Origin of the sequence: Burkholderia cepacia ATCC 25416 (assembly GCF_001411495.1) — a bacterium.
GTDB classification, from domain to species: Bacteria; Pseudomonadota; Gammaproteobacteria; order Burkholderiales; family Burkholderiaceae; genus Burkholderia; species Burkholderia cepacia.
On the sequence record NZ_CP012982.1, the window covers coordinates 821,806 to 848,366 of the forward strand.

At 68.7% G+C, this 26,561-nt stretch carries 26 protein-coding genes; 16 read left to right on the forward strand and 10 right to left on the reverse strand.

The features are described 5' to 3' along the window. Positions 1-14: 14 nt before the first annotated feature. Positions 15-110 (forward strand): zinc-binding dehydrogenase, encoded by a 96-nt coding sequence (locus tag APZ15_RS42235; protein ID WP_370448776.1) that lies wholly within the window; start codon positions 15-17, stop codon positions 108-110. Positions 111-169: 59 nt separating this feature from the next. Here APZ15_RS42235 and APZ15_RS21075 read toward each other — a convergent pair whose 3' ends face one another. Further along, positions 170-1,063, reverse strand: coding sequence for an SDR family oxidoreductase (locus APZ15_RS21075; protein WP_027790863.1), 894 nt, complete (start codon positions 1,061-1,063; stop codon positions 170-172). 95 nt (positions 1,064-1,158) lie between these two features. On the opposite strand from APZ15_RS21075, the gene APZ15_RS21080 reads away from it, so the two are divergent. The 3 genes from APZ15_RS21080 (at position 1,159) to APZ15_RS21090 (ending at position 4,440) form a co-directional block, all read left to right on the forward strand. Next, on the forward strand, positions 1,159-1,998 hold the full coding sequence (locus tag APZ15_RS21080; protein ID WP_027790862.1) for a helix-turn-helix transcriptional regulator: 840 nt from the start codon (positions 1,159-1,161) through the stop codon (positions 1,996-1,998). A 297-nt stretch (positions 1,999-2,295) separates the two neighbouring features. Continuing rightward, complete coding sequence (locus APZ15_RS21085; RefSeq protein WP_027790861.1) at positions 2,296-3,525, forward strand: cyanate transporter; 1,230 nt, start codon at positions 2,296-2,298, stop codon at positions 3,523-3,525. A gap of 144 nt (positions 3,526-3,669) precedes the next feature. Further along, positions 3,670-4,440 carry an ABC transporter substrate-binding protein gene (locus tag APZ15_RS21090; RefSeq protein ID WP_027790860.1) on the forward strand — a complete coding sequence of 257 codons (771 nt, stop codon included), beginning with the start codon at positions 3,670-3,672 and terminating at the stop codon, positions 4,438-4,440. A 78-nt stretch (positions 4,441-4,518) separates the two neighbouring features. Here APZ15_RS21090 and APZ15_RS21095 read toward each other — a convergent pair whose 3' ends face one another. After that, positions 4,519-4,902, reverse strand: a complete 384-nt coding sequence (locus tag APZ15_RS21095) for a hypothetical protein (RefSeq protein WP_027790859.1) — start codon at positions 4,900-4,902, stop codon at positions 4,519-4,521. A gap of 91 nt (positions 4,903-4,993) precedes the next feature. On the opposite strand from APZ15_RS21095, the gene APZ15_RS21100 reads away from it, so the two are divergent. Then, positions 4,994-5,647 (forward strand): GNAT family N-acetyltransferase, encoded by a 654-nt coding sequence (locus tag APZ15_RS21100; RefSeq protein WP_226153300.1) that lies wholly within the window; start codon positions 4,994-4,996, stop codon positions 5,645-5,647. Positions 5,648-5,683: 36 nt separating this feature from the next. Here APZ15_RS21100 and APZ15_RS21105 read toward each other — a convergent pair whose 3' ends face one another. Next, the gene (locus APZ15_RS21105) at positions 5,684-6,346 is read right to left on the reverse strand and encodes a hypothetical protein (protein ID WP_138143386.1); all 663 of its coding nucleotides are present in this window, start codon (positions 6,344-6,346) and stop codon (positions 5,684-5,686) included. Between the two features lie 258 nt (positions 6,347-6,604). On the opposite strand from APZ15_RS21105, the gene APZ15_RS21110 reads away from it, so the two are divergent. Next, positions 6,605-7,684, forward strand: a complete 1,080-nt coding sequence (locus APZ15_RS21110; RefSeq protein ID WP_027790856.1) for a DUF1176 domain-containing protein — start codon at positions 6,605-6,607, stop codon at positions 7,682-7,684. Positions 7,685-7,842: 158 nt separating this feature from the next. Here APZ15_RS21110 and APZ15_RS21115 read toward each other — a convergent pair whose 3' ends face one another. From APZ15_RS21115 to APZ15_RS21135, 5 genes are all read right to left on the reverse strand, one after another. Next, positions 7,843-9,300 (reverse strand): amidohydrolase family protein, encoded by a 1,458-nt coding sequence (locus APZ15_RS21115; protein WP_027790855.1) that lies wholly within the window; start codon positions 9,298-9,300, stop codon positions 7,843-7,845. A 150-nt stretch (positions 9,301-9,450) separates the two neighbouring features. Beyond that, positions 9,451-10,929, reverse strand: coding sequence for a sodium:solute symporter family protein (locus tag APZ15_RS21120; protein ID WP_027790854.1), 1,479 nt, complete (start codon positions 10,927-10,929; stop codon positions 9,451-9,453). Further along, positions 10,926-11,156, reverse strand: coding sequence for a DUF3311 domain-containing protein (locus APZ15_RS21125; protein ID WP_027790853.1), 231 nt, complete (start codon positions 11,154-11,156; stop codon positions 10,926-10,928). Before APZ15_RS21125 ends, APZ15_RS21120 begins: the two co-directional genes overlap by 4 nt. 39 nt (positions 11,157-11,195) lie before the next feature. Continuing rightward, positions 11,196-12,320 carry a porin gene (locus APZ15_RS21130; RefSeq protein ID WP_027790852.1) on the reverse strand — a complete coding sequence of 375 codons (1,125 nt, stop codon included), beginning with the start codon at positions 12,318-12,320 and terminating at the stop codon, positions 11,196-11,198. 303 nt (positions 12,321-12,623) lie between these two features. Continuing rightward, complete coding sequence (locus tag APZ15_RS21135) at positions 12,624-13,511, reverse strand: IclR family transcriptional regulator (protein WP_027790851.1); 888 nt, start codon at positions 13,509-13,511, stop codon at positions 12,624-12,626. A gap of 294 nt (positions 13,512-13,805) precedes the next feature. On the opposite strand from APZ15_RS21135, the gene APZ15_RS21140 reads away from it, so the two are divergent. The 8 genes from APZ15_RS21140 (at position 13,806) to APZ15_RS21175 (ending at position 22,156) form a co-directional block, all read left to right on the forward strand. Then, the gene (locus APZ15_RS21140; protein WP_027790850.1) at positions 13,806-14,888 is read left to right on the forward strand and encodes an ABC transporter ATP-binding protein; all 1,083 of its coding nucleotides are present in this window, start codon (positions 13,806-13,808) and stop codon (positions 14,886-14,888) included. Continuing rightward, positions 14,889-15,872, forward strand: a complete 984-nt coding sequence (locus APZ15_RS21145) for an ABC transporter permease (RefSeq protein WP_027790849.1) — start codon at positions 14,889-14,891, stop codon at positions 15,870-15,872. It abuts the gene before it with no gap. Continuing rightward, a complete protein-coding gene (locus APZ15_RS21150; RefSeq protein WP_027790848.1) occupies positions 15,869-16,663 on the forward strand; it encodes an ABC transporter permease in 795 nt (264 codons plus the stop codon). The genes APZ15_RS21145 and APZ15_RS21150 overlap by 4 nt, the downstream gene beginning before the upstream one ends. Next, complete coding sequence (locus APZ15_RS21155) at positions 16,663-17,010, forward strand: (2Fe-2S)-binding protein (protein WP_027790847.1); 348 nt, start codon at positions 16,663-16,665, stop codon at positions 17,008-17,010. The genes APZ15_RS21150 and APZ15_RS21155 overlap by 1 nt, the downstream gene beginning before the upstream one ends. Further along, positions 17,007-18,440 carry an FAD/NAD(P)-dependent oxidoreductase gene (locus tag APZ15_RS21160; RefSeq protein ID WP_057056473.1) on the forward strand — a complete coding sequence of 478 codons (1,434 nt, stop codon included), beginning with the start codon at positions 17,007-17,009 and terminating at the stop codon, positions 18,438-18,440. The genes APZ15_RS21155 and APZ15_RS21160 overlap by 4 nt, the downstream gene beginning before the upstream one ends. Beyond that, positions 18,433-19,584 carry an NAD(P)/FAD-dependent oxidoreductase gene (locus APZ15_RS21165; protein ID WP_027790845.1) on the forward strand — a complete coding sequence of 384 codons (1,152 nt, stop codon included), beginning with the start codon at positions 18,433-18,435 and terminating at the stop codon, positions 19,582-19,584. Before APZ15_RS21160 ends, APZ15_RS21165 begins: the two co-directional genes overlap by 8 nt. Continuing rightward, positions 19,581-20,627: an ABC transporter substrate-binding protein gene (locus APZ15_RS21170; RefSeq protein ID WP_027790844.1), complete on the forward strand. Its 1,047-nt coding sequence runs from the start codon at positions 19,581-19,583 to the stop codon at positions 20,625-20,627. Before APZ15_RS21165 ends, APZ15_RS21170 begins: the two co-directional genes overlap by 4 nt. Before the next feature lie 164 nt (positions 20,628-20,791). Next, positions 20,792-22,156: an MFS transporter gene (locus APZ15_RS21175; RefSeq protein ID WP_027790843.1), complete on the forward strand. Its 1,365-nt coding sequence runs from the start codon at positions 20,792-20,794 to the stop codon at positions 22,154-22,156. Positions 22,157-22,278: 122 nt separating this feature from the next. Here APZ15_RS21175 and APZ15_RS21180 read toward each other — a convergent pair whose 3' ends face one another. Both APZ15_RS21180 and APZ15_RS21185 read right to left on the reverse strand, forming a co-directional pair. After that, positions 22,279-23,289 (reverse strand): 3-hydroxybutyryl-CoA dehydrogenase, encoded by a 1,011-nt coding sequence (locus tag APZ15_RS21180; RefSeq protein ID WP_027790842.1) that lies wholly within the window; start codon positions 23,287-23,289, stop codon positions 22,279-22,281. Then, positions 23,286-24,392, reverse strand: coding sequence for an NAD/NADP-dependent octopine/nopaline dehydrogenase family protein (locus APZ15_RS21185; RefSeq protein WP_027790841.1), 1,107 nt, complete (start codon positions 24,390-24,392; stop codon positions 23,286-23,288). The genes APZ15_RS21180 and APZ15_RS21185 overlap by 4 nt, the downstream gene beginning before the upstream one ends. A 149-nt stretch (positions 24,393-24,541) precedes the next feature. Between APZ15_RS21185 and APZ15_RS21190 the strand changes: the two genes are divergently transcribed. After that, positions 24,542-25,516 (forward strand): AraC family transcriptional regulator, encoded by a 975-nt coding sequence (locus APZ15_RS21190; protein ID WP_027790840.1) that lies wholly within the window; start codon positions 24,542-24,544, stop codon positions 25,514-25,516. Next, positions 25,513-26,547, forward strand: coding sequence for a LysR family transcriptional regulator (locus APZ15_RS21195; protein WP_027790839.1), 1,035 nt, complete (start codon positions 25,513-25,515; stop codon positions 26,545-26,547). Before APZ15_RS21190 ends, APZ15_RS21195 begins: the two co-directional genes overlap by 4 nt. Positions 26,548-26,561: the final 14 nt, after the last annotated feature.

The following is a 26,561-nucleotide window of genomic DNA, read 5'->3' on the forward strand; positions in this document are numbered from 1 at the left end:
GCACGCTGAAGCCGCTGATCGATCGCACGTTCGCGTTCGACGACATCGTGCACGCGCATCGATACGGGGAAGCCGGCGTGCAGGCCGGGAAGATCGTCGTCGCGGTCTGAAAGGGGTCACGCGGGCGGCAAGCGCGGCCGTTGCAAACGGCCGCACGACCGCCGCCGGCTCAGCCTTCGAAATACCGCGGCCGGTCGATATCGGCCAGCAGCCCCGGCTGCGTCGGTGCCCAGCCGAGCGATGCGCGCGTGCGCTCGCTCGTTGCCGGCGCATCCATCCCCGCGAACATCGCGAACCAGCCGAAGTGCTCGCCGGCTTCGGCCGCCGTTTTCGCGACGACCGGCACGTCGAGCCGCCGGCCGATCACGTCCGCGATGTCGCGGAACGGCACGCCCGTATCGTCGACCGCGTGATAACGCGCGCCGGCCGCGCCGCGTTCGACCGCGAGCCGGTACACGCGCGCCGCATCGAGCCGGTGCACGGCAGGCCAGCGGTTGCCGCCATCGCCGACAAAGGCCGATACCCCCTTCTCCCTCGCGAACGCGATCAGGCGCGGCACGAAGGCGTGATCGCCGTCGCCGTGCACCGACGGCGGCAGACGCACGACCGATGCATGCACGCCGCTCGCCTCCAGGGCGACCGCGGCCGCTTCCGACGCACGCGGATAGACCGACGACACCGGCACGTGCGGATCGTCTTCCGTCGCCGCACGGCCGGGCGCGACGAGCGCCAGGCCCGACGTGACGACCAGCGGCCGCGCCGAGCCCGCGAGTGCCGCGCCGATCGTCTCGATTGCGCGACGGTCGAGTTCGCAGTTCTGCGCGAAGCGCGAGAAGTCGTGATTGAATCCCGTGTGGATCACCGCATCGGCGGCTTCGGCGCCGCGCGTGAGGCTGTCGAGATCCTCCAGCGACCCGCGATGGACGTCGGCCCCCGCCGCCGCAACCGACGCGGCGGTCGCGTCGGACCGCGCGAGACCGAGCACCGAGTGCCCGGCGGCCACGAGTTCGGCAACCACGGCAGAGCCGACGAATCCCGACGCTCCAGTAACAAAGACACGCATGTTCAGTACCTCCGGATGGCATGGAGGCTTACTATCTGTCGACGGCCGCTCGCGGTGAAGTCGTGACGGTTTACCGGTAAACGAACTAACAGGATATGGCTGACGCCCCCGACAACCTGCTCGGCGCGTACCTGCGGGACCGCCGCGAGAAACTCGACCCCGCCGCGCTCGGGCTGCCGGCCACGCGGCGCCGCACGCCGGGCCTGCGGCGCGAGGAAGTCGCGCAGCGCGCGCACGTGAGTGCCGCGTGGTACACGTGGCTCGAACAGGGGCGCGGCGGCGCGCCGTCGGCCGACGTGCTCGACCGGCTCGCCCGCGCGCTGCTGCTGAACGACGCCGAACGCGAGCACCTGTTCCTGATCGGTGTCGGCCATCCGCCGGAGGTGCGCTATCACGCGACCGACCACGTGTCGCCGCGCGTGCAGCACGTGCTCGATTCGCTCGATGCGAGCCCCGCGATCGTGCGCTCGGCGACGTGGGACGTCGTCGCGTGGAACAACGCGGCGGCCGCGACGCTGACCGACTACGCGACGTTATCGCCGGAACGGCGCAACATCCTGCGGCTCATCTTCGTCGATCCGCACGTGCGCGGCGTGCAAGCGAATTGGGCACGCGTCGCGCAGTTCGCGGTGGGCGCGTTTCGCGCCGACGTCGCGCGCGGCGGCGCGACGCAGGCCGTGCAGGCATTCGTGGACGAGATGCGCGCGACGAGCGCCGAGTTCGACGCGCTGTGGCGCGACCACGATATCCGCTCGCACGAGGAAGGGACCAAGGAGATCCACCATCCTGCCGTCGGGCGAATCGCGCTCGAATACTCGGCGTTCGCCGTGAGCGGCCGGCCCGACCAGACGCTCGTGATCTTTACGCCGGAGACGGCGGACGATCGCGCGCGCATTCGGGCGCTTGTGGCGGCCCGCGAGAAATACGAAATTTAGCGATTCGCGTAACAATCGCCCTCTTCAACAAACGACGAATCTCCTTGATTGTGCGACGCGCCGTCACTATCGGCGCGTCGATTGTCAGCCTCGGGGCAGCGATCCCGGGTTCTGACGGGCAACACCTCCAACGCCAAAGCCAATCGAGCCTCGATGACCGACGGCAAGCCCACTCCGCCTGGCCATCGCATTCCGCACTGATTCCCAGTCGAATATTTAATTTTCACCTGGCGTAGCGCGCGCTTACCCTTTCGGCATCGCATCACAGGGCCAACGGCCCCTCCCTGGAGCACCCCGATGTCCGACCCCGGCACCGCGCAAGCTGTCCGCCGCCCGCATGCGGCTTCCGTGTCCTATGGCGCGCTCGCGCTGCTGGTGCTGGCCGGCCTCAACCTGCGTCCGTTCCTGACCGCGTTCGGCCCCGTGCTCGACGTCGTGCGCGCCGACACCGGCCTCGGCTTTCGCGCGGCCGCGCTGCTGACCACGCTGCCGTTCGTGCTGATGGGTATCGTCGCCGGAGTCGGTGTCGGGCTCGCGCGACGCGTCGGCGAGCAGCGCGCGCTGACCGTCGCGCTGGCGCTGATCGCGGCAGGCTGCACGGCGCGCCTGTGGACGGACGGCAGCGCCGGCCTGATCGCGACCGCCGTCGTCGCGGGCGCCGGCGTCGCCGTGATCCAGGCGCTCGTGCCCGGCCTCGCGAAGCGCTGGTTCGCCGGCCGGCTGCCGCTCGCGATGGGCCTCTATTCGGCCGCGCTGGTGGGCGGCGGCGCCTTCGGCGCAGTCGCGAGCCCGTGGCTCGCCGCGCACGGCGGCTGGCATCTCGCGCTCGCCGTATGGGCCGTGCCCGCGCTCGTCACGCTCGCGCTGTGGCGCGCGAAGGCACCGCGCGACACCGTGCACGCGATGGCCGCGACAGCGCCGCTCACCGCGTTCGCCCGCATTCCGCGCGCGTGGCAGCTCGCGCTGTTCTTCGGGCTCAGCAACAGCGGCTACGCCAGCCTCGTCGCATGGCTGCCCGCGTTCTACCGCAGCATCGGCATGAGCCCGCAAGCGAGCGGCAACCTGCTTGCGTGGATGGCGCTGTTCCAGGCGACCGGCGCGCTCGCGATGCCGCTGCTCGCCAAAGGTTCGCCCGACCGCCGCGCCGTGCTGTGGCTCACGCTCGCGCTGCAGGCGGCCGGCTTCGCCGGGTTCGCGACGCTGCCCGCGTTCGCGCCGTGGTTCTGGGTCGCATGCGTCGGCCTCGGTCTCGGCGGCTTCTTCTCGATGAGCCTGATCGTCACGCTCGACCACCTGCCCGATGCGCGGCTCGCGGGCGCGCTCGCCGCGTTCGTGCAGGGCATCGGCTTCCTGACCGTCGCGGCGAGCCCCTGGCTGATCGGCTGGCTGCGCGACGCGGGCGGCGGCTTCGCGACCGCCTGGTGGATGCATCTCGGCGTGATCGCCGCGATGGCCGCGCTGAACGCCGCGTTCTCGCCCGCCGGCTACCGGCACAGCATGGCGCGCCTCACCGGCGCCGCCCGCTAAAGCCCCCTTTCGAATCCGGACGCTTCGCCGGCCGCTTCCGGCAAAGCGTCCAGCCGCCCGCGCGTGGCCGGGCGCGGGCAGTCACGCCTGTCGGCCGCCAGTTCGCTTCACCACATACAACATCGACCGGTATTGGAGACAATCATGAAAAAGCTCGTTCTCGCCATTGCGCTCGCGCTGACGGCAGGCGCCGCCGCCGCGAAGGACCCGGCAGTCCTGCGCCTCGGCGTCGACCCCAGTTATGCGCCGTTCGAATCGCTCGCGCCCGACGGCAAGCTCGTCGGTTTCGACATCGATCTCGGCAATGCGATCTGCGAACGGATGAAGGTGCGCTGCGTGTGGGTCGAGAACGCGTTCGACGGGATGATCCCGGCGCTGAAGGCGCGCAAGTTCGACGGCGTGCTGTCGTCGATGAGCGTGACCGAGAAGCGCCTCGCGCAGATCGCATTCACCGACAAGATCAACAACGTTCCGCCCCGGCTCGTCGCGCGGCGCGGCTCGAACCTGCAGCCGACGCCCGAATCGCTGCGGGGCAAGAGCGTCGGCGTCGAGCAGGGTTCGACGCAGGAGACTTACGCGCGCACGTACTGGGAGCCGAAGGGCGTGATCGTCCGCACGTACCAGACGCAGGATCTCGTCTACCAGGACCTGCTGTCGGGACGGCTCGATGCATCGCTGCAATCGTCGGTGCAGGCCGACCTCGGTTTCCTGAAAACCGCGAAGGGCGCGAACTTCGAATTCGCGGGGCCGCCGCTGCACGACCCGAAGACGCTCGGCGTGGGTTCGGCGATCGGCGTGCGCAAGGATGACGACGCGCTGCGTACGCAGATCAACCAGGCGCTTGCGAGCCTGATCCAGGACGGGACGTACCAGCGGATCGCGAAGAAGTATTTCTCGTTCGATATCTACAACTGACGGACGCGTAGCGGACAACACGAAGAGGCGTCACGCATGAATGCGCACGCCTCTTCTTCGTTAACCGAACGATATCGACTACGCCGCTCGCTGCAGTAGGTCGGTCGCGAAAGACCTCGCATGCTCGACGGCTTCCTGCGCGTCGCCGAACACACCGAGCTGATCCCAGTGTTCCTCGGCCGCATACGTCCCCTTCACGGCAAGCGCCCGCTGAACGCTCAGCTGCGCTGCGTACTTGCCATCCTCAAGCGGTCGAGCCGTCGCCACCACCTTGTGCGGCGGGCTCGCGCGCTCCGGCTGAATCAGTTCGACAGCACCGCCGGCCGTGTCGACGTACATCAACTCGTTCCTGGCTTTGCAGTCCGGGCAGTAGAAGCACCAGCCCGCGTCCTCCTGACGGGGCCTGACCTGCCCGCGAGCGAGCACGGCGCGGCATTCAACGTTTTCGCAGATGAACGGCATGGCAGTCTCCGAGGTTGTTTGCGGAAAATCCTAGCATGTCCGCCGAAGGTCAACCACCGTCTTCGTCATCGACATGGCCACGGAGCGTGTGATGCGGATCGCCGAGACGGTCAGGCTCCCCCCAACCTTTCACACGCCGTACACGCGGGTCGACCGGATGCGCGCGAGCCCGACGTCACCCGGGCTAAACTGTCTGCCCGACCAACGAACCGAGCCATCCTTCATGTTGATCCGCGTTGCAACCCTGTCCGATGCCATCCCGCTTGCCGAATTGAAGCGCGACACGTTCCGCGAAACCTTTCTGCAGGACGGATTCGGCATCGACTACCCGCCGAACGACCTGGCTGCGTACGAGGCTCGAACCTACTCGGTAGAAACGATCACGGACCAGCTCAACGATCCCGAATGCCGCACATGGGTCGCTGAAAGCGACGACGGCACGCTAGTGGGCTATGCGCACGCGGGGCCGTGCAAGCTCCCGCACCCGGACGTCGCAGAAGGTTCGGGCGAGATCCATCAGATCTACCTTCGGCGGGGTACGCAAGGAACCGGCGCCGGGCGCGCCCTGTTCGACTCCGCGCTGGACTATCTGGCAACGGAGCGGCCCGGCCCGGTATGGCTTGGCGTGTGGTCCGGCAACGCGAAGGCGATTGCCTTCTATGAGAAGGCAGGGTTCACGCGTGTCGGTACGTACGATTTCAAGGTCGGGGAATCGACCGATCTGGAATTCATCTATCGGCGCTGAGGCGGTGGATCGAGACGCGGTGCGATTGACGCGCCTTCAGTAACCGCGCGGATAAGGCGCCGGCGTCATTCGCGGATCGTCGATAGGCATGTCGACATTCAGCAAGGACAGAAGCTGCCGATCAAGGCAATGCTGCGGAAAGAAGTGATTGAAATAGGAAACGTCCTCGCGTCGGTCCGCCCTCTGGAACATCGCTTCGATCGGCCCCCAGTAGTATTGCCAGGACAACCTGTCCATCTCGCGTTGTCGATCGCCCGGAAGTGCATCGATCGCAATCGTGCGCAGCCCGTCATGCGTGAATTGATAGACACGCCAGAGCCGGTCGCTCAGGAAATTCGGCGCACTCGGCGAAAACGCGACATAGTCCGCACCGGCTTCGTCCCGATACCCCGCAATGCGGGTGAATGCCTGAAAGGACGGAATGCCGGCCATGCTGTCCGGATCGCGTAATTCGAGCTGGTAGAAATAGAACAGCGTCTCCGTGGCTTCGTCGTACCGGATCACCAGTTTGTTGCCGGGATGGTGATACCACCCGGTTGCCGGATCCACGAATCCGCCCTGACTGTCCGGCTGCAGCCCCGGCTTACCACCCAGGATGCATCGAACATCGTCGATCAGCGCATCACCCCAGTCGGCATAGAATCGGCTCAACTGTGTCCTGCCAATCGATACAGAAGCATAGATACCTACCGGCTCCATGGGTTTGCTCCGTCAGGGTTGCTCCGATTCATCACCGCGCATGTTACAACCGGCCCCGGCTCGGGCGTGCCGGCGCGTTGTAATCAATCGAACGGTATCCGGAGTTTGCGACGTAACCGGAACGAGAAATGGGCAGGCGCACGTGTGTAAAACGATTCGACCTTTGCGTCGACTCAGGCAGCACCACTCCGGGATGCTTTCATTTCCGGCGCATCACTTGCGTTACGATTCACGTCATCGTCAACTCCGCGGAAGCACATGAAGACTCGTGCTATTGCGCCGAGCGCAGCACTCGTTGCGCTTTTCGCCAGCGCAACCGTACCGCTCGCCGCCAGCGCAGCGCCTGCCCAGGCACCCGGCGCGCCCAGCTACGACACCTACAAGTCATGGCTGGTCGCCTGCGACAACGGTTTGACCTGCGAGGCGAAGGGTCTCGCGAACGGTGGCGAGACCGGCGCAGACTTGCGCTTCATTCGCTCAGCCGGGCCGAACGGCGCGCTCACGGTACGGCTGAGCGTCGCCACCAACACCAGCATCAATCTCGATGACCTGCGCGTCGACGACGCGCCGCTGCGGCTGGACGACTCGGCCTGGAGCGAGAAATTCGACGACGGGATAGCGACTTTGTCGACCACGCGACCGGCAGCCGTGGCGGCCTTCGTCTCACGGCTTCGCAACGGCACGAAGCTTCAGTTCGGCGAGGATGCAGACGCTTATGTTCCGCTCGATGGCATGGTCGCCGCGCTGCTGCGTATCGATGACCGGCAAGGGCGCATCGGGGGAACTACCGCGTTGATCCGCAAGGGGCCTGCCCCTGCGTCGCAGGTCACACCTGCTCCGTCACTGCCCGTCGTACCGAAGCGGAAGATCACGTCGCAGTTGTCCGATCAAGAAGAAGAACACCTGATCGCGCGCGTGAAACGAATCCGGGATGCCAGCAGTTGCGAGGAGAATGCGTCGCGCTATCTCCATGAAGCAGCGTATGCACTCGACAAGCACAACGCGCTCGTGTTTCTTCCATGCATCATGGGCGCCTACCAGGGTTCGTCGGATGTGTTCATCGCCCCGCGTATCGGCGGCGGAAAACCGGAGCCCGTCAAGCTGCCGATTCCTGAAGGGGGCTTTTCAGACCCTTCATTGGTCGAACCGGACTTCGACCCGGCTACCGGCACGCTGTCCACCTTCGGCAAGGGACGCGGGCTGGCCGATTGCGGCTTTCAGGCCAGTTGGATCTGGGACGGCCATGCGTTCCGGATGTCGACTGTGTCGCAGCAGAAAACGTGTGGCGGCGTTCAAGGAGGCGACTGGCCGACGCTCTATCGGTCGCGAACGAAGTAGGCCAACGATCGCTCTCGATGGCGCAGGTTCCATGCGGTCGTTATTTCAACCACACTGGAGTCGGCCAACCCGGGCATCGCCAACGATTCGGCGGCGTTGCCGAACGAACAGGCCGGCCACGCCGGCCCGCCACCGCACGACAACGCCCACCTGCCCGCTCAATAGCGGCTGCGCCCCCACAGCGTCTTCGGCTCCTCGAGCAAATGACGCAACCCGCTGCGCTCGATCGTGATTGCCGCGACTTCGTTCACCCGTTCGAGCACCGCGTTCTCGTCGACCGACAACACGCGCCGATCCTCCATCAGCACCCGTCCGCCCACCATCGTCATGCACACGTCGGCCGCGTTCGCGAAGCACGTCACGCGATACACGGGCATGTTCATCGGCATCATGTGCGGCCGGAACAGGTCGACGAGGATGAGGTCCGCGAGCTTGCCGGCTTCGAGCGAACCGGCCTCGTGCTCGATCGACAGCGCCTTCGCCGCGTCGATCGTCACCATCTCCAGCACCTTGCCGTGCGGCAGCACGTCCGGGTCGCGGAAATGCCGGCGGTGGTAATGCATGCACTGCCACATGTGACGGAACATGTCATAGCCGCGATCGGGCGCCGCACCGTCCGACGCGATCGCCACCGTCACGCCCGCATCGATCAGCTCGGGCACCGGGCAGCGCCCGATGATCGACATGATCGCGCTCGGGTTGTGGACGATCGCGGTGCCCGTCTCGACGCACGCCGCGATGTCGTCGTCGGTCAGGTCGATGCTGTGCGACATGAACGACGTCGGGCCGAGCAAGCCGAGCTCGCGATGCGCGAACGCGAGCGTGCCCGCGCGGTGGCCGTCCTGCGTGAACGTCAGCCCGCGCTCGCGTGCGAGCGCGCCGTAGCGTGCGGCCTGGTCGCGAAAGTCGTGCTCGTACCGCGCAAGCTCGGGATCGTGTTCGGGCCCGTACACGGGCAGCGTGAGCGCGATGCGGATCCGGCCGTCGGCATCGCCGTGGCATTCGTCGACGATGCGCTCGCATACGTCGAACATCGTGTCGAAACCGATGTCGCGCGTGTCGCTGCCCTCCGGCGTGTGGCGCGTATAGGCACGCGGCGCGGGCGGCCGCGACGGGCCGACCGCGACGATCGAGCGCGTACCGGTGCGCACGACCGCGTCGCAATGGCGCCGCGCGTAGACCGGATCGTCGACGCGCATGATCGAATTGCCGCCGCCGAGCAGCGACACGCCGGTCGTCACGCCGGCCTTCAGGCGTTCGAGCGCGGCGAGATGCGATTCGGCTTCCCAGAACGCCTCGTCGGACGCGCGCGTGTAGATCGTCTCGGCTGCGGCCGACCACGCATCGCCGTCCGCGCCGCCGATCGTGCGCAGCATCGCGTGGCCCGCGTGCGCATGCGCATCGATCAGGCCCGGCAGCACGGCCTTGCGGCGCGCATCGATCGTGCGCGCGGCACGGTAACGCGCCTGCAGTTCATCGGTGCCGCCCACGGCGACGATGCGCTCGCCCTTGACCGCGACCGCGCCGTTCTCGATCACGCGCCGCTGCGGGTCCATCGTGATCACGCAGCCGTTCGCGATCAGCGTGTCGATCGCTTCGCGGTCGTCCTCTCGCATGCCCTCTCGCTTGCCCTCGTTAATCATTGTTCAGTGTCCTGTTGTGGTTCGATTGGCCTTGCTGCCATCCAGTGGCCGAGAGTGGCCGAGCGGCCGGGCCGCCGGGCAAAACCCCGGCGGCCCGGCGACGGCGTCATGCACGAAAAACCGTCACGCCGAACCGACCGGCGCGGCGACCCGCGCCTTCAGCTTGCGCTGCACCGCGCTGATCACGACGAACACCACCGCGTTCACCGCGAGCGCGACGAGCCCCGGGTTGATCGACGTCAGCGTGTTCGATGCGCCCGGGAACAGCGACGCGAGCGTCACGCCATAGTAGTTCGTCATCGCGATCACGATCGCGCCGGCGACGATGCCCGCGAACGCGCCTTCGCGCGTGCCGAACGGCCGCTTCAGGAAGCTCGAGGCGAGCATCGGCACGAGCTGCGTGAGCAGGCTCGACGAGAAGATCGCGAGCGTGACGAAGGTCGCGCCGCCGCGCAGCACGAAGTAGACGACCACCAGCGTGAAGATCGGCAGCGCGATGCGCGCGACGCGCGTCACCTCGCGGTCGGTCGCGTTCGGCGCGAAGCCTTCGCGGTAGATGTTGCGCGCGATCGTCGTCGATGCGTTCAGCATGATCAGCGACCCCGGCACCAGTGCGGTGAGCAGCCCCGTGCCGCCGACGATGCCGACGAACCACGCAGGGAACGTCTGCTTCACGAGCCGCAGCAAAGCGAGGTCGGTCTGTGCGCCTTCGAGCCCGTGCACGGTCATCACGGCCGCGAAGCCGACGAGGAACAGGAACGCGATCAGCACCTGGTACAGCGGCATCAGGATCACGTTGCGGCGCAGCGCGCGCTCGTCCTTCGCGACGTAGATCGCGGTGAAGCCGTGCGGATACAGGTAGTAGCCGAGCGACGTGAGCAGGATCGTCGAGTTGTACCAGCTCAGGTTGAAGCCGTGCTCCGGCATGCGCAGCAGTTCGGGATGCGCGGCGTCGATCTTCGCGAACATCTCGCCGAGCCCGCCGTAGTAGTGCATCGGCAGGTACAGGCCGAGGAAGATCGCGATCGCGAGGATCAGCACGTCCTTGAAGATCGCGATGCTCGCCGAGCCGTGGATGCCCGACACGACCATGTACACGGCCATCAGCGTCGCGGCGATCCAGATCGCGGCCGCCTGCGGAATCAGCCCGTACGACATCTCCGACACGATCACGCCGAGCCCGCGCAACTGGATCATCAGCAGCGACACCATCGCGAACACCGCGACGATCGACACCAGCACGCCGATCGCGCGGCTGTCGTACTTCGACGCGAAGTAGTCGGCGAACGACACGAGCCCGTGCGCCTTCGCGTAACGCCAGATCGCCGGCAACATCCAGTAGCCGATCACGAACGCGAGGCAGCCGTATGACAGGATGTAGAACGCGGGCACGCCCTTGCTGTAGGTCCAGCCGCTCGCGCCGAGGAACGAGAACGTCGAGAACGCCTCGCCGGCCATCAGCAGGAACGTGAGCAGCGAGCCGAAGCCGCGCCCGCCGACCGCCCACTGCTCGAGCGTGAGCGTGCGGCCGCGGCGCGCCATCACGCCGATGGCGAGCGCGAACACGGCGAACGCCGCGATGATGACGATCGACGCGTTCATCGCGCGTCTCCCGAACGGCCGGCGCGGGCCGCGTCGCGCGCGTCTCGCTCATCGCGCTCGTCGAGATGGAACAGGATCGCGAGAATCGCGGCCGTGGCCGCCATCCAGACCAGGTTCCAGACGAGCAGGAACGGCAGCCCGAACAGCAGCGGACGCGCCTCGGCAAGCGAGCCGCCCGCATACATCCCGACGAACGGCAACGCCGCCAGCAACAGTTTCAGTTTCATGAGTGCCTCCTCCGGAAGACGCGCGCGTGCGTCAGAACATCAGAACTTCTGGCGGATGCCGACCACCACCGCCACCTGCGACGTCGTCGTCGACGCGCTGTCGGTGCCGTCGATCCATGCCTGGCCGACACCCGACGACGCCTTCTGGTAGAAGCCGTTCACGTACACGTCGGTGCGCTTGGACAGCAGGTACTGCAAGCCGGCCGATACCTGGTGGTAATGGCCGCTTTCGCCGGCGCGCGCGACCTGCGTATAGGTGTAGCCGGCCGCCGCCATCAGCGCGGGCGTGACCATGTAGCGCAGGCTGCCTTCGTAGTTGTTGAAACGCAGCGCGCCGCCCGTCGCCTGGCCGAAGTTCGAGCCCGTGTACAGCAGGCCGAGCGTTGCCGGCCCGATCGCGTAGCTGCCGCCCGCCCCCCAGATCTGCTGGCGGATCGCGCTCCCGAGGCGCACACCGAACACCGATGCCGACGCCGGATAGTAGTTATCCGAAGCAACTGCGCCGCTCGCGCTGACCGCCGGATGGTTCACGCGCGCATACGCGGCGCCCGCGTTGAGTGGCCCGTTCACGTACGTGACGCCCGCGCTCCAGCTGTTGTCGTTCGCGAAGCCGGTCGAGTTCGAGAAGCCGTACACGAGGTTCGCCTGCAGGCCCGCGATCGTCGGCGACACGTACTTCACCGCGTTGTTGAGACGGAACGTGTTGTTGATGTCGTCGTTGTCGAACGGGTGCGTCGAGTACTGCGCAAGGAAGCTGCTCATCTGCAGCGAACCGAGGATGTCCTGCGTCGAGTTGTACTGGCGGCCGAGCGTCACCGCGCCCCAGTTCGCGCCGCTCAGGCCGACCCACGCCGAGCGCCCGAACATCCGGCCGCCCTGCCCGAGCGCGCCGTTCGCGACGTTGAAGCCGTTCTCGAGGCGGAAGTTCGCCTTCAGGCCGCCGCCGAGATCCTCGGAGCCGATCAAGCCCCAGCGCGGCCCCGATTCGTTGCCGCCCGTGAACTGCCACAGCGAATGGCCCTTCGCGTTGTTCGTGTAGGTCACGCCCGCGTCGACGATCCCGTACAGCGTCACCGTCGACTGCGCGTGCGCGGCGCCGACGAGCAGCATTGCGATCGCGGCGCCCGTCGCCACCCCCGTCTTCCCACCCTTCATTCGCACCATCTCCGTCATCTCCTCTCCAAACCTGCTCATCGATGTTGTGTTTTGTTGGTCCTGCCCATGCATCCTGACCGGGTTGTATAGACAGTCGCTGGATGGTATCCAGCCGCAATCACATCAAGAAATGAAATGTTCAACTGGCCGGCAGTTGAAAATCGAATGAGAGGCGATGGAGGGGAAATGAGCGGGGGTCGCGCGACCCCGCAAGGGAAACGAAAGCACGCAGGCCCGCTGGACGCGGTACGTTTTGATCGGACGTGAATGGCTTGCGTAAGCAAGCTGACGAAACGGCGACGCGCGAGGCGGCTATACGGTTTTCCCTGACAGCCCGTGCATCGGCCGCCGCAACGCGGCATCGAACGGATTGGTACGTGGCCCGATCGCGTCGGCCTGGCGCCGCAGCAGTTCGACGACCATCGGCATCCGGTCGTCACCGAGGCGTGACGCGAGCGTGCCGACGCTCAACGCGCCGACCGGATAGCCAGTGCGATCGAGGATCGGCACCGCGACACCGGCCATCCCGTCGAGCACGCCGCTGTTGCGGCCCGCGTAGCCGAGCTGCCGCACGCGTTCGATCTCGGTACGCAGGTACACCTCGTCGAGCACACCGTAGCCGCGAATGCGCGGCACGTTGAAGCGGATCACTTCCTCGCGTTCGGCTTCCGGCAGGAACGCGAGGATCGCAAGGCTGCCTTGTCCGACACCGAGCGCGATGCGGCCGCCGATGTCACCGGTAAACGAACGGATCGGAAACGGCCCTTCGCACAGGTCGAGACACACGGCGTCGAAGCCGCTCTTCACCAGCAGGAAGATGGTCTCGCCGAGGCTTGCGCACAGCCTCAGCAGCGCGGGACGGCACAACGTGCGCATGCTGCTCGGGTTGCCGGCCTGCGCGGCGAGCGCGAAGAAATCGACACTCAGGCGGTACAGCTTCGACTGCTCGTCCTGTTCGACCATCCCTTCCGCGATCAGCGATTGCAGGATCCGGTGCGCGGTGCCCTGCGTGAGGCCGACGGCCTTTGCCAGATGCGTGACGCGCACGCCGTCCTGCTGCATGCCGGCCAGCGCGCGCAGGATCGCGAACGCGCGCTGCAGCATGCCGGTGCCCGGTGCGCCGGCCGCATCGACGGCGTCCTCGTCCGGGCGCGGCGCGCGTGCGACCGGCGACGTTCCGGTCGAATGGGATTCCTGCATGCCGGCTCTCCTCGATGATTTCATTGAACGGAATACGGTAGCCGCCATTGTCGTCCCGCCGAAATTCCACGGGCATCCGGGTGTGCACGGGATTGACGCGTGCATTTCGCGGCTCGACCACGCCTCATTCAACGGAACGATCCGCCCGCGATTTCACCAACCGTTCCGGTCAATGGAATTTTTCCGAAATTCCTCCCGTTCATCAGAATTCGAAATTGACGCGCCGAAATATGGCTGGCTAGAGTCCGCCACATCGGTACACCGGCCACGCGGTGTGCGAACCCGGAGCTTCCCATGTCGTTTCTCACGCTTACGGATCTGACGAAAACCTTCGGCGAGCTCACCGCCGTCGCCGACGTCAACCTGTCGGTCGAACAAGGCGAATTCGTGTCGCTGCTCGGGCCGTCCGGCTGCGGCAAGACCACCACGCTGCAGATGATCGCGGGCTTCGTCGACGTCACGCGCGGCCGCATCGCGCTCGACGGGCAGGACATCACGCACCTGAAGCCGAACCGGCGCGGGCTCGGCATCGTGTTCCAGAGCTATGCGCTGTTTCCGCACATGAGCGTCGCCGAGAACGTCGGCTTCGGCCTCGACATGCGCGGCGTCGACAAGGCCGAGCGTGCCGAGCGCATCCGCGCGGCCCTCGCGCTCGTGCGTCTCGACGCGCTCGCGCCTCGCTTCCCGCGCGAGCTGTCGGGCGGCCAGCGGCAGCGCGTCGCGATCGCGCGCGCGGTCGTGATCGAGCCGCCGGTGCTGCTGCTCGACGAACCGATGTCGAACCTCGACGCGAAGCTGCGCGAGGACATGCAGTTCGAGCTGCGCGCGATCCAGCGCAAGATCGGAACGACGACGATCATGGTCACGCACGATCAGTCGGAAGCGCTGTCGATCAGCGATCGCGTGGTCGTGATGGAAGCCGGCCGCATCACGCAGACCGATACGCCGTATCGCGCGTACGAGCGCCCGGAGAACCGTTTCGTGTCGCAGTTCATCGGCAAGGCGAACCTGCTGCCCGGCACGATCGTCGCGCACGACGGCGATGCGATCCGCATCGACCTCGGTCACGATCTCGCCGAGACCGGCCGCACCGCGCATCTGCCGCCGCGCGAGCGCGACGTGCGCGTGGGCGATGCGGTGTCGGTCTGCATCCGCCCCGAAAAGCTGCGGCTCTGCGCGCCCGACGCGGGCCGCTTCGCCGCGACCGTCACGAGCCGCTTCTTCCTCGGCAGCCAGTGGCTGTACCGCGTCGACAGCGCGCTCGGCGAAGTGCTCGTGTGCTGCCAGAACGAAGGGGCGGAGCCGCTCGCGGAAGGCGCGCCGGTCGGGATCGACTGGCACAGCGACGCGGTGCGCGTGATGCGCCGGGAGGCCTGAATGGGACAGCCTACCCGTCCGCTCCCGACCGACGGCGCGCCGGCCGCGCTCGCCCGCCCGGTCGCGGTTTCCGCTGACGCCGCACCGGCACGCGCCGCCGCCGCGCACACGATGCGCGCGACGTGGCGCGCGCATGCGCCGCTGTGGCTGATGTGCGCGCCCGCGTTCGCGCTGTTTGCCGCGCTCGTGCTCGTGCCGCTCGCGATGACGTTCATGCTGACGTTCTACCGCTTCGATCCGGCCACCGGCCCGATCGCCGCGTTCCAGTTCGGCAACTACGCGGAAGTGCTCGGCTCGTCGTACTTCCACACGATCTTCGCGCGCACGTTCGGCATCGCCGCGCTGACCACCGCGATCTGCGTCGCGATCGGCACGCCGGAGGCGTACGTGCTGTCGAAAATGCGTGACCCGTGGCGCTCGCTGTTCCTGCTCGCGATCCTCGCGCCGCTGCTGGTGTCGGTCGTCGTGCGCGCGTTCGGTTGGAGCATGTTGCTGAACACGAGCGGGCTCGTGAACCAGGCGCTCGGGCTCGTCGGCCTCGGGCCGTACAAGCTCGAATACACGACCTTCGCGATCGTGATCGCGCTGGTGCACGTGATGCTGCCGTTCATGGTGATCCCGGTGTGGACCGCGCTGCAGCGGCTCGATCCGCAGACCGAGCATGCGGCGCTGTCGCTCGGCGCATCGCCGTTCACGACGCTGCGCCGCATCGTGCTGCCGCAGTTGATGCCGGGCGTACTGTCGGGCAGCCTGATGGTGTTCGGGCTGTCGGCGAGCGCGTTCGCGATTCCGGGCCTGCTCGGCGGACGCCGGCTGAAGGTCGCGGCCACGGCCGTCTACGACGAATTCCTCGGCTCGCTGAACTGGCCGCTCGGCGCGACGATCGCCGTGCTGCTGCTGGTCGCGAACCTCGTCGTGATGCTCACTTACTACCGCGTGCTCGAACGCCGCTACGCGCGCAGCCTCGGAGGCGCATCGCGATGAGAAAGAACGGCCCCTTTGCCCTCGCCTTCCACACGCTCGTGATCCTGTTCGTGCTCGCGCCGCTCGTGATCGTCGTGCTCGTCGCGTTCACGCCCGACGAAACGCTGACACTGCCGACACACGGGTTGTCGCTGCGCTGGTTCCGCGCGATCCTCGACTATCCCGACTTCGTCACCGCGTTCTTCAACAGCGTGAAGCTCGCGTTCGCGTCGGCGACGCTGTCGCTCGCGATCGCGCTGCCGGCGGGCCTCGCCATCGGCCGCGCGACGTTTCCCGGCCGCGCTTTCCTGAACGGGCTGCTGCTGTCGCCGCTCGTGATTCCCGGCCTCGTGCTCGGCATCGCGCTGCTGCGCTTCTTCGCGCTGATCGGCGCGACCGGCTCGTTCGCATGGCTCGTGCTCGCGCACATGGTCGTCATCACGCCGTTCGTGATGCGGCTCGTGCTCGCATCCGTCGCGGGCCTCGACCGCAGCATCGAGCAAGCCGCATGCTCGCTCGGCGCGGACCCGTGGACGACCTTCCGCCGCATCACGCTGCCGATGATCGTGCCCGGCATCACCGGCGGCTGGCTGCTCGCGTTCATCAACAGCTTCGACGAACTGACGATGTCGATCTTCGTCACGTCGCCGCAGACGGTCACGCTGCCGGTGCGCATGTACATGTATGCGACCGAGTCGATCGACCCGATGATGGCGTCGGTGTCCGCGCTCGTCATCTTCATCACCGCCGGCGCGATGCTGCTGCTCGATCGCGTGTACGGCCTGAACCGCATCCTGATCGGCCAACACTGATGACGACTTCCGTTTCCCGTTCCACCGGCATCCCGGACGACGGCGCGCAGTTCGTGCGCGTCGCCGAACGCGAACGTGCCGCCGTCGCGTTCACGCTGGACGGCCGCCCCGCGCTCGCGCTCGCCGGCGACACCGTGCTCACCGCGATCCTCGTTGCGCAGCGCCGCGTGCGCGTGAGCGAATTCAGCGGCCAGCCGCGCGCGGGCTTCTGCCTGATCGGCGCGTGCCAGGACTGCTGGGTGCGCACCGAAACCGGTGCGCGCGTGCGCGCATGCTCGACGCCGATCGCCGAAGGCATGCGGATTCTCACGTCCGCCCGGCCGGCCGCGACCGGAGACGCATCGTGATCGCCGCACTGCAACCGGTGATCGTCGGCGCGGGGCCGGCCGGCGTACGCGCGGCCGAAGCGCTGGTCGACGCGGGGCTGCGCCCGGTCGTGATCGACGAGAACGCGCGCTGGGGCGGACAGATCTACCGGCAGCCGCCGGCCGACGGCGCCTTCGCGCGCGGCAAGCGCACGCTGTACGGCTTCGAGGCCGCGAAGGCCGACGCCGTGCACCGGACGATGGCCGCGCTGCTGCCGCATGTCGACTACCGGCCGAATACGCTTGCCTGGTCATGCGGTGCGGGCCGCATCGACACGCTGCAGGATGGCCGCGAAGTGACGGTGCCCTACTCGCACCTGATCATTGCGAGCGGCGCGACCGACCGCCTGTTGCCCGTGCCGGGCTGGACGCTCGCGGGCGTCTATACGCTCGGCGGCGCGCAAGTGGCGCTGAAGGCGCAGGGCTGCGCGATCGGCCGGCGCATCGTGTTCGCGGGCACGGGCCCGCTGCTTTACCTCGTCGCTTACCAGTATGCGAAGGCCGGCGCGCGGGTCGCGGCCGTGCTCGACACGAGCCCGCTGCGCCGCCAGGCCGCTGCCGCGCCCGCGCTGCTGCGCATGCCGTCGACCTTCGCGAAGGGGCTCTATTACATCGGCTGGCTGCGCGCGCACGGCGTCGCGATCGAAACGGGCGTCACGCTCGAGCGCGTGCTCGGCGACCCGCACGTGACGGGAATCGCATGGCGCGCCGCCGGTGACGGCGCACCGCCGCTCCTGCTCGACTGCGACGCGCTCGGTCTCGGCTTCGGCCTGCGCTCCGAAACGCAGCTGGCCGATCTCGCCGGCTGCCGGTTCGGGTTCGACCCGCTCAACCGCGCATGGCTGCCCGAGCGCGACGCGGCCGGCCGTACGTCGGTGCGCGGCCTCTACGTCGCCGGCGACGGCGCGGGCATCGCGGGCGCCGACGCGGCCGAGGCATCGGGCCGGCGCGCGGCACTCGCGTTGCTCGACGACGCCGGCATCGCGTCGCCCGCGCCCGCCGGCAAACCCGACGGGGCGACGCTCGAACGCACGCTCGCGCGCGTCGGCGCATTCCGGGCGGGCCTCGAAGCGGCGTTCGCGCCGCCGGTCGAGCAGGCCGCACGCTGCGCGGACGACACGATCGTGTGCCGCTGCGAGGAGGTCGATGCAGGGACGCTGCGCCGCTGCGTCCGCGACGGCGCGGCAACCGAGCTGAACCGGCTGAAGGCGCTGACGCGCGTCGGAATGGGCCGCTGCCAGGGCCGCATGTGCGGCGACGCGGCCGCGCTCTTGCTGGCCGCCGAAACCGGTCGCCCGCTCGCCGACGTCGGCCGGTTGCGTGCGCAACCGCCCGTGAAGCCGTTCCCGATCTCGGCCGCGCTGGCGGGCGACGATGTCGCGGCGATTCCCGACGAGGCACGCGATGAATGAGACCCGGCATTACGACGTCGCGATCGTCGGCGGCGGCCTCGTCGGCGCGTCGGCCGCACTCGCGCTGACGCGACGCGGCTTGCGCACCGGGCTGTTCGAGCGGCGCGATTGCGGTGCGCAGGCGAGCGGCGTGAACTACGGTGGCGTGCGCTGCCAGGGCCGGCCCGCCGAGCAGCTGCCGCTCGCGCTGCGTGCGCGGCGCATCTGGGATCGCCTGCCCGAACTGATCGGCATCGACGGCGAATTCGTCGTGTCGGGCCACCTGCGGCTCGCGCGCAGCGACGCCGATCTCGACGCGCTCGATGCCTACGCGACGCTCGCCGGCGAATACGGTCTGCCGCTGCAGGTGATGCGCGGCGATGCGTTCCGGCGCCGCTACCCGTGGCTCGGCCGTGCGGCGCTCGGCGGCTCGCTGTGCGAGACCGACGGTCACGCCAACCCGCGCCTCGTGTCGCCCGCGTTCGCGCGCGCGGCCCGCGCGGCGGGCGCGGACGTGTTCGAGCACACCCCCGTCGACGACGTTCACCACGACGGCACGCGCTTTCACTTTCAGGCAGGCGGCCGCGCCTGCACCGCGACGTGGCTGATCAACTCGGCCGGCGCGTGGGCGAACACGATCGCCGAACGCTTCGGCGAAGCCGTGCCGATGGAGCCGATCTACCCGAACATGTGGGTGACCGAACCGCTGCCGCCGTTCATCACGCACAACCTCGGCGTGTACGGCGGCGGCGTGTATGCGCGGCAAGTCGCGCGCGGCAACTGCGTGATCGGCGGCGGGCGCGGCCGCGGCGACGGCGAATTCGGCCAGCCGTCGGTCGATACGACGCGCGCGGTGATGCGCGATGCCTGCGCGCTGCTGCCTGCGCTGCGTGACGCACTGCTGATCCGCACGTGGAGCGGCGTCGAAGGCTGCACGCCCGACCACAACCCGATCATCGGCGCGAGCCGCACGACGCCGCGCCTGCTTCATGCGTTCGGCTTTTCCGGTGGCGGCTTCCTGCTCGCGCCGGGCGTCGGCGACGTGCTCGCCGATCTCGTCACGACCGGCGAAACCGCCACCCCGCTCGATGCATTCTCGATCGGCCGCTTCTTCCGCGAAGCCGAGCCGACCGCCCCTTTCCGTCAAGAGGAGACCCACAAATGAAACTGCCCGGAACGATCGCGGCGGCCGCCGCCCTCTGCATCGCAGGTGCCGGCGCGCCCGCGTTCGCGCAAACGAAGACGATCTACGTCGGCATGAACGGCGGCCCGATGGAGAAGGCCTACACGAGCCAGGTACTGCCCGACTTCGAGAAGGCGAACAACGTGAAGGTCGTCGTCGTGCCCGGCACGTCGTCGGACGTGCTCGCGAAACTGCTCGCGAACCGCAACAAGCCGCAGATCCACGTCGCGTTCCTCGACGACGGCGTGATGGCGCGCGCGGTCAGCCTCGGCGTGTGCCAGAAGCTCGACGATTCGCCGGTGCTGAAGGAGTTGTATCCGTTCGCCCGGATAAAGGACGACGTCGGCGCGGGTGTACAGCTCGGGATGACCGGCATCGCGTACAACAAGAAGCTGTTCGCCGAGAAAGGCTGGACGCCGCCGACGTCGTGGATGGATTTCGCCGATCCGAAATACAAGGGCAAGGTCGTGTTCCAGTCGGCGTCGAGCAGCACGTTCGGGCTGCACGGCTTCCTCGCGATCAACCGGCTGCTCGGCGGCAACGAGCAGAACGTCGAGCCCGGCTTCAGCAAGTGGGCAAGCACGGTCGGGCCGAACGTCGTCGAGTACATCCCGAACTCGGCGAAGATCTCGGAGATGGTGCAGACCGGCGAAGCCGGCCTGTTCCCGCTCACGCCGACCGGCGTCGGCGACCTGCAGGACAAGGGCATCCCCGTCGCCTACGCGAACCCGAAGGAGGGCCCCGTGCTGCTGCTCGTCGACCTGTGCGTGGTCGCGAACAATCCCGATCCGCAGCTCGCGCAGAAGCTCGCGCAGTTCCTGCTGTCCGCGCCCGCGCAGACGAAGGCGGCCGAGGCCGGCAAGCAGATTCCGACCAACCGTCTCGCGAAGATGCCCGCCGCGATGCAACAGAGCCTCGGCAATGTCGACGATCTCGTGCGCAAGGTGACCGTGGTCGACTGGACCGCGATCAACGCGCGCCGCGCGCAGTGGGATACGCGCTGGAACCGGCAGATCGAGCGGTGACGGCATGCCGGGCGCGCGGGCACGGCCGCGCGCCGCATGACCATCATTTGCGGGAGTGATGACACTCCCCTTTTTCTGCGGATTTGACCGGGGACACAGGGCCGACAACACTAGCCCGCAGTGCCGCAAAGACGGCACGCGCCCGCCCCCCTTCAGAGTCCGCCATGTACCCGACCGACACCGTGCAATCCCCGAGCGCCGCCCGGCCGCTCGCCGACCGGCAGCTGCGCCGGATCGTCATCGCCTCCGTCGCCGGCAACGCGATGGAGTGGTACGACTTCTTCGTGTACGGCACGGCCGCGGCGCTCGTGTTCGGCCACGTGTTCTTTCCACCCGGCGCGTCGCCGCTCGCGGGCAGCCTCGCCGCCTTCGCGGCATTCGCGCTCGGCTTCGTCGCGCGACCGCTCGGCGGGATCGTGTTCGGCCACGTCGGCGACCGCTACGGGCGCAAGGCGTCGCTCGTGTGGACGCTGCTGATCATGGGCGCGTCGACCTTCGCGATCGGCTTGCTGCCGACCTATGCGCAGGTCGGCCTGTGGGCACCGGCGGCGCTCGTCGTGCTGCGCCTGCTGCAAGGCATCGCGTCCGGCGGCGAATGGGGCGGCGGCGTGCTGATGATCAGCGAGAACGCGCCGCCCGAGCAGCGCGGCTACTACGCGGCGTGGAGCCAGCTCGGCGTGGGCGGCGGCTTCGTGCTGTCGTCGGCCGCGTTCCTCGCCGCACAGGCGCTGCCGGACGACGCGTTCCGCACCTGGGGCTGGCGGCTGCCGTTCCTCGCGAGCATCGCGATCTTCGCGATCGGCATCTATATCCGCCGTCATCTGCCCGAAAGCCGCGACTTCGAGCAGGCCGGCCGGCGCGGCGCGCACACGCATCTGCCGATCGTCGAGTGCATCCGCCGCCATCCGAAGGAAATCCTGCTCGCGATGGGGCTGCGCGTGGCCGAGAACGGCGGCGCCTACATCTTTCTCGCGTTCTCGCTCGTCTACGGCAAATACGTCGGCATCCCGAACGGCGTGATGCTGACCGGCGTGATGATCGCGATGATCGTCGAGATGGGCGCGATGCTCGCGTGGGGCCGGCTGTCCGACCGAATCGGCCGCAAGCCCGTGTACCTGATCGGCGCGCTGAGCCTCGTCGCGTGCGCATTCCCGTTCTTCTGGCTGCTCGACACGCGCGCGACGCCGCTCGTCTGGCTCGCGCTGACGGTCGGCACGGCCGTCAGCCACGGCGCGATGATCGGCACGCTGCCCGCGCTCGTCGGCGAGCTGTTCAGCACCGAGGTGCGCTATTCCGGCGTCGCGCTCGGGCATGAAGTCGCGTCGATCTTCGCCGGCGGGATGTCGCCGCTGATCGCCACCGCGCTGCTCGCGCGCTATCACGCATCGTGGCCCGTGTCGCTGTTTCTCGTCGCGCTCGGCCTCGTCACCGTCGCGACGCTGTGCGTGATGCGCGAAACGCGGATCGTGAGGGCGGCTCCCGCTGCTCCCGCCGCTCCCGCTACCGGCACGCGCGGCGACACGGCGTGACCACGACGTTTCGATCCGCGCAAGCGGGCCGATCCGCACCGGCAGGCGGCGAACACGGCGGCGGCCGGCACGGCCGTTCCGGGCGCGTGCCACCGGCCGCGCCCGCCAACCCGGCGCGCCGCCTAGTTGCCGCCCTCCCGCCGCGCGCCGTCGAACGCCGGCGCCAGCCCCAGGTGATCGAGCAGCCGCGCGAATTCGCCGAGCCGCTGCCGCATGTACGCGGGCACGTCGACCGCCGCATAGTCGTGGAAGCCCGCGCCCGTGCGCACGCCGTCGCGCCCGGCTTCCATGTTGCGCACGACGCTCGCGGCCGGCGCGAAGCGCGGGCCGATCTCGCCGGCCAGGTACCGCGACGCGTAGTACAGGATGTCGCAGCCGCCCCAGTCGATGAATTCGAGCAGCCCGAGCACCGCGAAGCGCGGGCCGAAACCGGTGCGGATCGCCGTGTCGATGTCCGCCGCGCTCGCGACGCCCTCCTCGACCATCCGCGCGGCTTCGTTCATCGCGAGCGCCTGGATGCGCGGCACGATATAACCGGGCGCCGGCCCGCAGATCACCGGCTTCTTGCCGACACGTTCGAGCAACGCGGCGAGCGACTCGACGACGGCCGGATCGGTCGCATCGCTGCGGCTGATCTCGACGAGCGGCATCAGCAGCGCGGGGTTCAGCCAGTGCGCATTCAGCATCCGCGCCGGATGCGCGACGTGGCGCTGCAGCTCGGTGACGACGAACGTCGACGTCGTCGACGCGATCGTTGCATGCGCACCGACATGCGCGCCGAGCCAGCGCAGCGCGTCGGCCTTCGCATCGAGCACTTCGGGCAACGCCTCGAACACGATGCCGGCCTGCCGCACCGCATCGGCCGCACCGTCCCGGGCGACGAGCGCGATGCGCGCGACCACGGCTTCGGCCTGCGCAGCGTCGATGCGGCCGAGCGCGACCTGCGCGTGCAGCGGCCTCTCGATCTCGTCGCGCGTGCGTGCCTCGAAGGCGCGCCATCCGGCCGCGTCGCGCGGCTTGAAGTCGACCAGCGTCACGTCGAGCCCCGCGAACGCGAACACGAGCGCGATCCCCTGCCCCATGCGCCCCGCGCCGAGCACGTGGACGCGCGTCACATCGGCGCCCGCCTTCATGCCGTGTACCCCGCGTCGAGCAGCGCGCGCATCGCGTCCTTCGACAGCGCGGCGAGCCCGAGCCGCTCCAGCGTGCGGCCTTCCGCATACAGGTCGCGCACCGCGACCGCGCTCGCAATGCTCAGCAGCCCCTGCGCGACAGGCGTCGGCACACCGGCCCGGCGCCCGCACGACACGATGAACGACAGCCCGAGCCGGGTGTCTTCGAGCATGTAGCGATGCGTGCGCAGATCGATCTTCTCGCGCCAGTCGCCGCTATCGGTCAGCTTGCCGTGCGCGCCGCGCCCGTACATCCATTCGTCGCCGTCGGTCGCGTAGTGATCGGCGAGCGGGAAATGCGGCGCCGGGTAACCGAGCGCTTCGCGCACCGCGATGCGTTCGGCGTCGAGCGCGTTCGTCACGCGGCGGATCGACGGCTGCGTGCCTTCGTTGTGGATGTCCCATGCGTCGAAGTGTTCGAGCGGCCCGGCGTTCATCAGGATCAGCGGCGGATGGATCACGGGGCCCGCGTTCATCAACGCGCCGGACAACGCGTCCTCGACCGGTTCGACCGACGGATAACCCGCGCGCAGCACGTCGAACGCCCAGCCGGCCGCATTCGCCGGAAATACGCCGGTCGGCAGCCGCGTCGCGTACGCGCTGATCACGACGTCGTTGTCGCCGTGCCTGCGCACGAGATACGGCAGCGTGCCCGTCTCGGCGAAAGCGACGCGCGAACGGTTGCCGGCATCGGCCGCTGCACGCGCGAACACGATGCTGCCGAACGTGCCGGGCGGCAGGAACACGACCTGGCCGTCCTCCAGCAGCGGCGCGACCTGCGCGGCGAGCGCGTCGTGCGAGGTGGCCGGCAGCGGCACCACGACGAGCCGCGCGCCGCGCAGCGCGGCCGCGAGATCGCCGCTCAGGCGGATCGCGCCGGGCGCGTCGCCGAGCGGCACTGTCCGCTTGCCGCGATAGTCGGTCACGTTCAGCACGCCAAGCTCGCGCAGCCGCGCGTGCGGCTCGCGGTCGCGCCGCCACCATGTCACGTCGTGGCCCTTCTCGAACAGGTCGATGGCCGCCGCATGGCAGCCGTGGCCGCCGCCCAGAACACATACCTTCATCGTCTTCTCCCAGTGAATGAGTGCTTCCGAGACTACGCGTCCGCCCCTGCCGCGTCGCTTCAAAACGCGCAACGGCACGCCCGTTCGCGCAACGCAATCGGGGCGGCACGCACGAAACCGCGCCCCTGCATCCGATAGGAGGTCCGTGAATGGATATCGCCCTTTCCCGCCATGCGCCGAACCGGCTCGGCACGCTGCACGCCCCCGACGAAGTCGAACGCGCGGTCGCGCACCGGCTCGGGCCGCACCGGATGGCCGCGCGCGGCCGCGATCCGTTTCATGCGGAGCTGTACGAAGTGCCGCTGCATCACGGCGCGCTGCTCGAACTCTGCTACGGCCGCGAAACGCGCATCGATTTCGGCGACGATACCGGTCACTTCCTGTTCAGGCTGACGCTCGCCGGCGCCTGCGAACTGCAGGCCGGCAGCGTCGTCGCGCGCGCCGGCCCGGGCGAGCTGACCGTATCGTCGCCCGCGCTCGCCAGCCGCCTGAGCACGAGCCCCGATTGCCGCAACCTCGTGCTGCGGCTCGAGCGCGGCGCGCTCGAACGCAAGCTGCAGCACATGCTGCGGGCAACGCTCGCGCGGCCGCTGCAGTTCGATCTCGCGGCCGGCGGCACCGGCACGGGCGCCGCGCTCGTGCTGCCGACCTTCGAATACCTGTGCAAGCTCGGCGCACAACCGCGCATCGGCACGGCCTCGCCCCTCTTCGGCGCCGATCTCACCGCATGGCTGATGTCGCTGCTGCTCACGCACCTGCCGCACTCGTACAGCGACGCGCTCGCGCGCGGCACGCAGCCGTTGCCGGCGCACGTGCGCCGCGCGTGCGATCACGTCGACGCGCACCTCGGCGAGCCGCTCGTGCTCGCCGCGCTGGCGGCCGTCGCGGGCGTCGCGCCCCGCACGCTGCAGCACGCGTTTCGCGCGTTCCTGCACACCACGCCGGCCGCCTACGTGCGCGAGCGCCGGCTCGCCGCCGTGCACGCGGCGCTGCAACGCGGCGGCACGTGCAGCGTGACCGACGTGCTGATCGCGCACGGCATCCATGGCTTCGGCCATTTCGCGAAGGCGTATGCGCGGCGTTACGGCCATGCGCCTTCCGTCACCGCGAGGCAATCCCGATGACGCACGCCGCAACCGGCCGCCCGGCGGCCCCGACCCGCGCCGAATCCGCGCCGCACGACAGCGACCTGTCCGAACTGCGCGTGCAGGATCTCGACCTCAACCTGCTGAAGACGTTTCGCGCGGTCTACGAGGAGCGGCATGTCGGCCGCGCGGCGCTGCGGCTCGGCGTCACGCAGCCGTCCGTCAGCCATGCGCTCGGCCGGCTGCGGCTGATGTTCCGCGACGCGCTGTTCGTGCGCACCGGCACCGGCGTCGAGCCGACGCCGCGCGCGCAGCGGCTGGCGATCTCGGTCGACAAGGCGCTCGCGATCCTGCAGGACGTGCTCGACGAAGGGTCGCGCTTCGCGCCCGACAGTACGCAGCGCGCGTTCCGCCTGCACATGAGCGATTTCGCCGCGAGCGCGTTCCTGCCGACACTGCTCGCCGCGTTCGACCGCCGCGCGCCGGGCGCGGTGATCGAGACGCTGCACGTCGACGAATGCCAGCTCAACGTCGCGCTCGAATCGGGGCGCATCGACTTCGCGCTCGGGCATTTCGCCGACGCGTCGAGCCACTTCCAGCGCACCGCGCTGCTGCACGAGCGCTGCGTGCTGCTGATGCCGCGCCGCACCGCGCAGCGCGTCGCGCTCCCCGACGATTACGTGCTCGACGGCGCGGCGCCCGATACATTGCGCTTCGTCGCGGTCACGTCGCATCCGCAATCGATGCAGCTGCTGGAGCGGCACGGGCTGATGCCGCGCGTGCGCGCGGCGCTACCGGATTTCATGGTGGTGCCCGCGCTGCTGCGGGACGGCGACTATGCGCTGATCCTGCCGGAGACGATCGCGATCACGTTCGCGGCGCGGCAGCCGTGCGCGCTGTACGAGATCGCCGGTGCCGGCGAATGGGCCGTCAACGCGTACTGGCACCGGCGCTTCGACGCGGACCCCGGCCATCGCTGGTTGCGCGCGCTGCTGCTCGAGCTGTTCAACATCGGCGAGCTGGCGCCGTTCGACGCATGGCTCGCGCCGCAACCGCCCGCCTGCGCATGACGACGCGAGCGGCG

Excerpts from the sequence above, each read along its gene's own strand:
- APZ15_RS21075 (WP_027790863.1), bottom strand. The coding sequence starts at position 1,063 with ATGCGTGTCTTTGTTACTGGAGCGTCGGGATTCGTCGGCTCTGCCGTG.
- APZ15_RS21080 (WP_027790862.1), top strand. The coding sequence starts at position 1,159 with ATGGCTGACGCCCCCGACAACCTGCTCGGCGCGTACCTGCGGGACCGC.
- APZ15_RS21085 (WP_027790861.1), top strand. The coding sequence starts at position 2,296 with ATGTCCGACCCCGGCACCGCGCAAGCTGTCCGCCGCCCGCATGCGGCT.
- APZ15_RS21090 (WP_027790860.1), top strand. The coding sequence starts at position 3,670 with ATGAAAAAGCTCGTTCTCGCCATTGCGCTCGCGCTGACGGCAGGCGCC.
- APZ15_RS21095 (WP_027790859.1), bottom strand. The coding sequence starts at position 4,902 with ATGCCGTTCATCTGCGAAAACGTTGAATGCCGCGCCGTGCTCGCTCGC.
- APZ15_RS21100 (WP_226153300.1), top strand. The coding sequence starts at position 4,994 with ATGCGGATCGCCGAGACGGTCAGGCTCCCCCCAACCTTTCACACGCCG.
- APZ15_RS21105 (WP_138143386.1), bottom strand. The coding sequence starts at position 6,346 with ATGGAGCCGGTAGGTATCTATGCTTCTGTATCGATTGGCAGGACACAG.
- APZ15_RS21110 (WP_027790856.1), top strand. The coding sequence starts at position 6,605 with ATGAAGACTCGTGCTATTGCGCCGAGCGCAGCACTCGTTGCGCTTTTC.
- APZ15_RS21115 (WP_027790855.1), bottom strand. The coding sequence starts at position 9,300 with ATGCGAGAGGACGACCGCGAAGCGATCGACACGCTGATCGCGAACGGC.
- APZ15_RS21120 (WP_027790854.1), bottom strand. The coding sequence starts at position 10,929 with ATGAACGCGTCGATCGTCATCATCGCGGCGTTCGCCGTGTTCGCGCTC.
- APZ15_RS21125 (WP_027790853.1), bottom strand. The coding sequence starts at position 11,156 with ATGAAACTGAAACTGTTGCTGGCGGCGTTGCCGTTCGTCGGGATGTAT.
- APZ15_RS21130 (WP_027790852.1), bottom strand. The coding sequence starts at position 12,320 with ATGGTGCGAATGAAGGGTGGGAAGACGGGGGTGGCGACGGGCGCCGCG.
- APZ15_RS21135 (WP_027790851.1), bottom strand. The coding sequence starts at position 13,511 with ATGCAGGAATCCCATTCGACCGGAACGTCGCCGGTCGCACGCGCGCCG.
- APZ15_RS21140 (WP_027790850.1), top strand. The coding sequence starts at position 13,806 with ATGTCGTTTCTCACGCTTACGGATCTGACGAAAACCTTCGGCGAGCTC.
- APZ15_RS21145 (WP_027790849.1), top strand. The coding sequence starts at position 14,889 with ATGGGACAGCCTACCCGTCCGCTCCCGACCGACGGCGCGCCGGCCGCG.
- APZ15_RS21150 (WP_027790848.1), top strand. The coding sequence starts at position 15,869 with ATGAGAAAGAACGGCCCCTTTGCCCTCGCCTTCCACACGCTCGTGATC.
- APZ15_RS21155 (WP_027790847.1), top strand. The coding sequence starts at position 16,663 with ATGACGACTTCCGTTTCCCGTTCCACCGGCATCCCGGACGACGGCGCG.
- APZ15_RS21165 (WP_027790845.1), top strand. The coding sequence starts at position 18,433 with ATGAATGAGACCCGGCATTACGACGTCGCGATCGTCGGCGGCGGCCTC.
- APZ15_RS21170 (WP_027790844.1), top strand. The coding sequence starts at position 19,581 with ATGAAACTGCCCGGAACGATCGCGGCGGCCGCCGCCCTCTGCATCGCA.
- APZ15_RS21175 (WP_027790843.1), top strand. The coding sequence starts at position 20,792 with ATGTACCCGACCGACACCGTGCAATCCCCGAGCGCCGCCCGGCCGCTC.
- APZ15_RS21180 (WP_027790842.1), bottom strand. The coding sequence starts at position 23,289 with ATGAAGGCGGGCGCCGATGTGACGCGCGTCCACGTGCTCGGCGCGGGG.
- APZ15_RS21185 (WP_027790841.1), bottom strand. The coding sequence starts at position 24,392 with ATGAAGGTATGTGTTCTGGGCGGCGGCCACGGCTGCCATGCGGCGGCC.
- APZ15_RS21190 (WP_027790840.1), top strand. The coding sequence starts at position 24,542 with ATGGATATCGCCCTTTCCCGCCATGCGCCGAACCGGCTCGGCACGCTG.
- APZ15_RS21195 (WP_027790839.1), top strand. The coding sequence starts at position 25,513 with ATGACGCACGCCGCAACCGGCCGCCCGGCGGCCCCGACCCGCGCCGAA.